We start from the raw sequence: 6,342 nt of genomic DNA, 5'->3' as shown, positions 1-6,342 counted from the left end.
GCGCTTGGCCAGCGATTCATGCGCTTCCAGCCGGTTTTCGGTGAGGCGTTCGCCGCAGCTGCGGGCGGGATAGTCGCGACGCAGGTCGAAGCAATGATCGACCAGGTCATCGCGGACAGCCCGGTGCAGGTCGCCCAGTGCCGCGACGCCGACCCGGAGAAACGCGGCAAGATGATCGGCTACTTCGTCGGCCAGGTGATGAAAGCCTCTCGCGGTACCGCCAACCCACAGCAGGTCAATGGCCTGCTCAAGCAGAAGCTGGACGAAGCCTGAGTCGGCACTGCCTAGCAAACCAGCCCTGCCCCAATGCAAAAGCCCATGGCCAAGGCCATGGGCTTTTGTGTGTTGGTGATGCGATCGACCTAGGCTGCCTCGGTGTGCACTCGCTGCCGCAAGGCAAGCGCACACCTCTCGCGATCCTCCTTGGCCAGGCTCTTGAGCGGAATCTTGAGCTTGCCTTCACCGGAACTGTCTTTGCGGTAGTAAAGCACACACTCGCGCGGGGTCGCTTCGACGCGCGCCAACTGGTCGAGCGCAAGGGTCGTACGCGGGCGAATTATCGCCAGCTTGACCGAGACATGCTCCTCCGTAAGCCGGACGATCGGATTGAACTGGAACCAGAGCCCAGCCACGATCAGGGCGCAAGCGATGAGAATGGGCGCCCCCGGAAAAATCGGCGAACTGGGAATCGCCAGCAGCGACGCAAGCAATAATCCACCACCGCCGCAAAGCGCGATAAGCGAGGAGATCTTGGCATAAAAAGCCTGAACTGAATTCTCTTGGACCGGCATAGCAACTCATCCCTTTAGCGTCGGACAAAATAGTGCCAGCTTATGATTCATCGTCACACATCAGCACCGAAACTAAAGCTTCAATTGGCACGCCGAATAAAATCACCGCCCACCTGAACATTGTTCTCTTTCTGCCATTCCTTGGACTGACGAAGAGCTTCGTCGATCTGCTCTTGGGTCATTTTCTTGGCGATTCTTTGCTTGTCATCAACACCAGCGGAGCCACTGAGATCATAATACTTATATGCCTCAACAAGATTCACACTCGTACCAATACCATTTTCATAATATTTCGCCAACAAAGGAAACCCAACAGTATCACCGTCGCCAAATCTACTAAAAACCGCCTTCTTTAACCAGCGAAAAGATTCACATTCATCCTTGGGGACTCCATCACCATCTCTATACATCGCAGCAAGTAAACCAGCTGAATCTCTATCACCAGCATCACCGGCCTTACCAAGCCAAAAAACCGCCTTGTCTAAGTCACCACTATCAAACAACTCCGCCCACTGCTTGCCAAGATAAGCTAGACCTAAAGCTTTTTGAGAGCGTAGATAACCTGCCTCTGCGGTTTTCCGAAAGTAATCCCTAGACATACTGAAGCTTTTTTTTACACAGTCACCTTTGTAGTAAGCAACCCCTAAAGCGTACCCTGCATCAACAATTCCACTCTTCCAGGCTGAGTTCAAGAGAGACACGCCTTTTTCACAACTCTTCTCCACACCCCACCGACTATTACCATAAAAATAAAGCAGCCCAAGAAGATACTCTTTGACATCTTTCTCAGGTGAGGCAGGAGCTAGTATTTCCGCCTTGGGATACTCAGAATAAACATCATTTAACGCATATTTACCCGGATCTTGGGAGACCACTCCTGCAAAAGAAACACCAGAAAATAATAAGCCACAAAAAACCAAGAATATCTTCATTCAAATCACCAATTCAAAGGTATCATTCAGCCTAGACACAGCTGTCTTGCTCAGGAAAGACAAGATTAGCTGGAGAGAACCACCAAGATCGTTTTTCGCAAAAACTCTCTCACACTCCATAACATAAAATCTCCATTTTTAGAAAAACCAGGCTGACTTGATGACGACTCGCTTCCCATAGCAACAACAGCATCCAATCCAGCTTCTTTGCTAGCCTTCTGATACTTCCACTCAAACAAGGTATTAATATTTTCAGAAGATATTAAGCGGAGATCGACTTCCATGACATCTAACACTGGCAGCTTAACCGTCAAATCTACTACTATCTGCTGACCCGCTCGCTCCACCTCAGCTTTCAAACCTTCCGTATCAATATCATAAGGAGATTTAACATATTGATTCGTATCCGGCCTCACCGGCGACCAAGACAGTTTTACCAAAACTCCCTCAAACACCATCTCCAGCGAGCTTTGCTCCGACGCCATGTCGTCGAACGGCAGGACCTGCATATCTTCTCGTTCCGAGGGCTTACCGAGAATGCTGCGGTTCACCCACATCTGAACCGCCGGGGATACCATGGCCACAAATGTATAACCCAGCAGTAGCGTCAAAATCCCAAAAAACACGCCCACGACGAGCCCGACACCCGTGCTCGCGCTGATCACGACGATCGAGGCAATACCGGCGATAACCCCAACCCCGCCGACGATCATGCCATAGTGGCCGGTAACACTCTGGCCTGTCTTGCTGGCCTCGCTGGCTTCCGTCAGCTTTTTCATGCCATCCCAGATGGAGATCAAACCGCCTGCCGTCCCCAGCACGTCGCCAAGGAATGCCCATTTGGCACCGCTGATCGCCGAGCCTTCCGTGGACAGGCCCAGGCTCGCCATGCGGATCTTGTGGTAGCCTTCGATCCCCGCCATCGCGCCACTCGCCACGCTGACGCCAGAGCCAATGATCTTGCTCCAGTCGGCGCCCTCCTCATCGTCCACGAAGGCGCCTTCTTGCCAGGAGACGATCAGGCTCCATAGCACCAGGCAGGCACCGGCAACCTGGCCACTGCCCTTGTGGGCGCTGAGCAGGGTATTGCCGATATCCCGGGCATTCTGCGCCAGGTCACCCAGGCGCTGCTGTTCATCCTACGGCGTATAGCTGCCCGGCAGGGAGACGGTTTCGCCACTCTCCCCCGTCACCGCTTTGATATCCACGTAGACCGGCAAGGCAATGCGTACCGTTCTGTCGCTGTCGGCCATGGGGCGGAGAGGTTCCAATAAAAAAATCGTGGCAAATGCCATGGGTTTTATCTTATCAGGCCATATTTATAGAGCATTAGAGACTTGGTAAAATATCAATCTCAGTTGGCACGCTGAATGAAACCGCCTCCGACTTGTACGTTGTGCTCTTTCTGCCATTCCTGCGATTGGCGAATGGCTTCGTCGATCTGCTCTTGAGTCATTTCCCTGGCAATGCGTTGCTTGTCATCAACACCAGCGGAGCCACTTAGGTCATAATACTTATATGCCTCAACAAGATTCACACTCGTACCAATACCATTTTCATAATATTCTGCCAGACTGGGAAAATAAATTATCTCATCCGGATCAAACTTTGAAAAACTGGCCTTTTTCAACCAGTAAAAAGAGAGCTTTTCGTCTCTCTTTACACCGACGCCCTCACGATATAAATAAGAGAGCTTTGCAGCCGACTCGCTGTCACCAGACTCACCAGCTTTGCCAAGCCAAAAAACAGCCTTATCAACATTTTCTCTATATAACCCTTGCCAATCACTTCCCAAATAAGCACGACCCAGCATGCGCTGGGAGAGCAAGTACCCTTCATCTGCTGTTTTTTGAGCCAAGACCTTTGCACGATTAAAATCTTTCTCCATACAAATCCCGCGATAGCTCATCACAGAAAGCATATAGCCTGCATCTATAATCCTATTTTGCCATGCCTGACGCAATAACTCAGACGACTTTTCGCAGTTCTGCTCGACCCCAAAGCGCTTAGAACCATTCAAATAAACCAGCCCAAGATAATACCCCCCCCTACCTTTGTCATCTTCCGCCATTTCCTCAAGGCCAGATAGCGTCATATCTTTTATGGCAGCATTCAATTCATCTCTAGTGGGATCTTGAAAAAGGATACCAGCACAAGCCGAGTGAAAGAAAAACAATAACAAAAAAGAAAAAAACCACTTCATATTACACCTCCATCTCAAAAACATCACGCTTGATTGCAAGCGCATCATAAGAGCTTAATCGAATCGACAACCGGAGATCCCTACCTATATCACTTCTTAAATAGACATGGCTCCATTCAAGAAACCGACGATCACCTGCCTTTACGAAAGCTGGCTTCTCTGAACCCCCTAATGCCTCACCAAATCTTTCACCTGCCGCTTCTGAAGCATCGACACTCAAACCCTCATAAGACCAATTAAAAAGAGACTCACCGACATCCACCGCCAAGCATTGCAAATAAACAGCAGATACGCCAGACAAAGGGACCGTCACTTTCAGATCTATATGAATTTGCTGATTCGCTAACTTGGCAGCTGCTTTCAAACCTTCCATATCAATATCGTAAGACGATTTTACATATTGGCTAGTATTTGGCCTCACTGGCTTCCAAGACAGCTCTACCAAGACCCCCTGAAACACCATCTCCAGCGAACTTTGCTCCGAGACGAGATCCTCGAATTTTTCCACCTGGCTGGTGTGAAGGCCAACCAGGCTGCGGTCGACCCACATCTGCACCGAGGGCGCTACCAGGGTCACCACCCAGACACCCAGCAGTAGCGTCAGAATCCCGAAGAAGAGCCCCACGACCAAGCCCGCCGTCATCCCGAAACCGATCACCAGGATGGTGCTGATACCACTGACGACCCCGAAGCCCCCCATGATCTTCTGATTGTCGGCGCTCAGCGTCTGCCCCAGCCGCCTGGCTCGCGCTGACTCGGTCAACTTGCGCATGCCGTCCCAGATCGAGAGCATACCACTTGCCACACTCAGCAGACCGTTCCCCAGTTTCCAAGTATCGCCGTTAATGATCCTGCTCAACGCTCCTTCGGTGCCGGGACCCATGCTGGCAACTCGAATCGCCTGATACCCCTCGGCAGCTCCCATGCCTGCGCTCAGTAAACCGACACCTGAACTAAACAACCGGTTCCAGTCGGCACCGCTGTTTGTATCGCCCGGAACCTCTAGGCGAACTATTCTAAGTGAGGCACCCAACGACTGCCGGATCGAGTCCGGAGCGTGGAATCGTCGTTGTCACGACAACACCGTTCCCTTCTACCGGAGCGAAGATGATTCAATAAAAAACCCATGGCAAATGCCATGGGTCTTAATTCTAAAGTCACACACCACAATCTTGGCAAAACAACAATCTCAATTGGCGCGGCGGATAAAACCACCGCCCACCTGAACGTTGTGTTCTTCCTGCCACTTTTTGGATTGACGGAGAGCTTCGTCGATCTGCTCTTGAGTCATTTCCTTGGCAATGCGCTGTTTTCCCTCAACGCCAGCTGTACCGCTTAAATCGTAATACTTGTATGCTTTAACAAGATTAACAACGGTACCCTTGCCATTCTCATAGCAATTAGCCAATGCTGGAAAACCAGCTATATTTCTTTCCTCGAACTTGGTAAAAACAGCCTTTTTTAGCCATTCAAAGTATTTTTTTTCATTCTTGGAAACACCGTCACCACTATCATACATTCCAGCAAGATGAGCTGCGGCCTGCCTATCGCCCGCGTTACCCGCCTTACTTAGCCAGCCTATGCCTTTCCTTATGTCATAGGGGTAGAGTTCTTCCCACTTCGCGCCCACATAGGCCATACCCAGCATGCGTTGCGCAAGGATATAGCCATCTTGCGCAGCCTGAGTCGCTAGCCCTCTTGCCTTGTCGACATTTTTTTCTGTGCAGGTGCCATAGTAATACATAGTTGCTAGAGCATAGCCAGCATCAGCAATGTCCGCTTCCCAAGCATCCGTTAATAGCTCAACAGCTTTTTGGCAATTCTGTTCGACATGAAACTCTTTGTCACCATTAAGATAAAGAAGCCCTAGCAGATATTGCTTTTTGTCGATATCTGAGGGGGATAAATTTTTAACTTGTCTTTCCGAAAAGCTATCGAACGCTACGTTGAGTTCTTTTCCCGTTGGATCATGGAATAGGATTTTCGCCTGTGCAGCGTTGCTTGACAGACAAAACGCAATCAAAAAAATAAAGCGTTTCACTCAGCTATCTCCCGCTCGTCTTCTGGATATTCGATTTTCATAGCCAAGAGGTCTTGGCTAAACGACTGTGTGTCCTCAGATTTGAAGTAGATCGTGAGGTCGACCAATTGGGTCAATACGTCCTTCGCGTATACTTGCGACCACTCTGCCACGTAGGCGTTATCTTTCAGAGTAAATGTTGGACGATTTTCCAATTCACTGCCGGGAAGAGAACCTCGACTAGATCCGGCGGCTAACGCTTCCCGACCTCTGTTTTTTTGATAGGTCCAACCGACAATCGTTTCTGGAGTATTGTGCGGTGTAAGCTGAAGCCCCAGTTCGATTTTATCTAACTTCGGCACTCTAACTCTTAGATAAATTCGCACAAAATCTTCA

At 50.0% G+C, this 6,342-nt stretch carries 8 protein-coding genes and 1 pseudogene; 1 reads left to right on the top strand and 8 read right to left on the bottom strand.

Going from position 1 to position 6,342, the window contains the following annotated elements:
• A pseudogene (locus tag DOM36_RS19800) lies at positions 1-273 on the top strand (hypothetical protein); the annotation flags it as partial.
• 89 nt (positions 274-362) lie between these two features.
• Here DOM36_RS19800 and DOM36_RS19795 read toward each other — a convergent pair.
• From DOM36_RS19795 to DOM36_RS20210, 8 genes are all read right to left on the bottom strand, one after another.
• A complete protein-coding gene (locus DOM36_RS19795) occupies positions 363-791 on the bottom strand; it encodes a hypothetical protein (RefSeq protein WP_110644157.1) in 429 nt (142 codons plus the stop codon).
• An 80-nt stretch (positions 792-871) separates the two neighbouring features.
• Positions 872-1,723: a tetratricopeptide repeat protein gene (locus tag DOM36_RS19790; RefSeq protein WP_110644156.1), complete on the bottom strand. Its 852-nt coding sequence runs from the start codon at positions 1,721-1,723 to the stop codon at positions 872-874.
• A 65-nt stretch (positions 1,724-1,788) separates the two neighbouring features.
• Positions 1,789-2,715, bottom strand: coding sequence for a hypothetical protein (locus DOM36_RS19785; protein ID WP_110644155.1), 927 nt, complete (start codon positions 2,713-2,715; stop codon positions 1,789-1,791).
• A 147-nt stretch (positions 2,716-2,862) separates the two neighbouring features.
• A complete protein-coding gene (locus tag DOM36_RS20215; RefSeq protein ID WP_157958714.1) occupies positions 2,863-3,018 on the bottom strand; it encodes a hypothetical protein in 156 nt (51 codons plus the stop codon).
• A 59-nt stretch (positions 3,019-3,077) separates the two neighbouring features.
• Positions 3,078-3,926, bottom strand: a complete 849-nt coding sequence (locus DOM36_RS19780) for a tetratricopeptide repeat protein (protein WP_198651347.1) — start codon at positions 3,924-3,926, stop codon at positions 3,078-3,080.
• Position 3,927: 1 nt separating this feature from the next.
• Entirely contained in the window at positions 3,928-4,851 is a 924-nt protein-coding gene (locus DOM36_RS19775; RefSeq protein ID WP_110644153.1) for a hypothetical protein, read from the bottom strand.
• Positions 4,852-5,115: 264 nt separating this feature from the next.
• Positions 5,116-5,967 (bottom strand): tetratricopeptide repeat protein, encoded by an 852-nt coding sequence (locus DOM36_RS19770; RefSeq protein ID WP_110644152.1) that lies wholly within the window; start codon positions 5,965-5,967, stop codon positions 5,116-5,118.
• Positions 5,964-6,342: hypothetical protein (locus DOM36_RS20210; RefSeq protein ID WP_232823941.1), on the bottom strand; the 379-nt coding region annotated here is incomplete at its 5' end. The genes DOM36_RS20210 and DOM36_RS19770, both read right to left, overlap by 4 nt.

This window comes from Salinicola sp. CPA57 (genome assembly GCF_003206035.1).
Classification (GTDB): domain Bacteria; phylum Pseudomonadota; class Gammaproteobacteria; order Pseudomonadales; family Halomonadaceae; genus Salinicola; species Salinicola socius.
The sequence above is the reverse complement of the archived record's forward strand: the minus strand, read 5'-3'. Positions and strand labels throughout refer to the sequence as shown.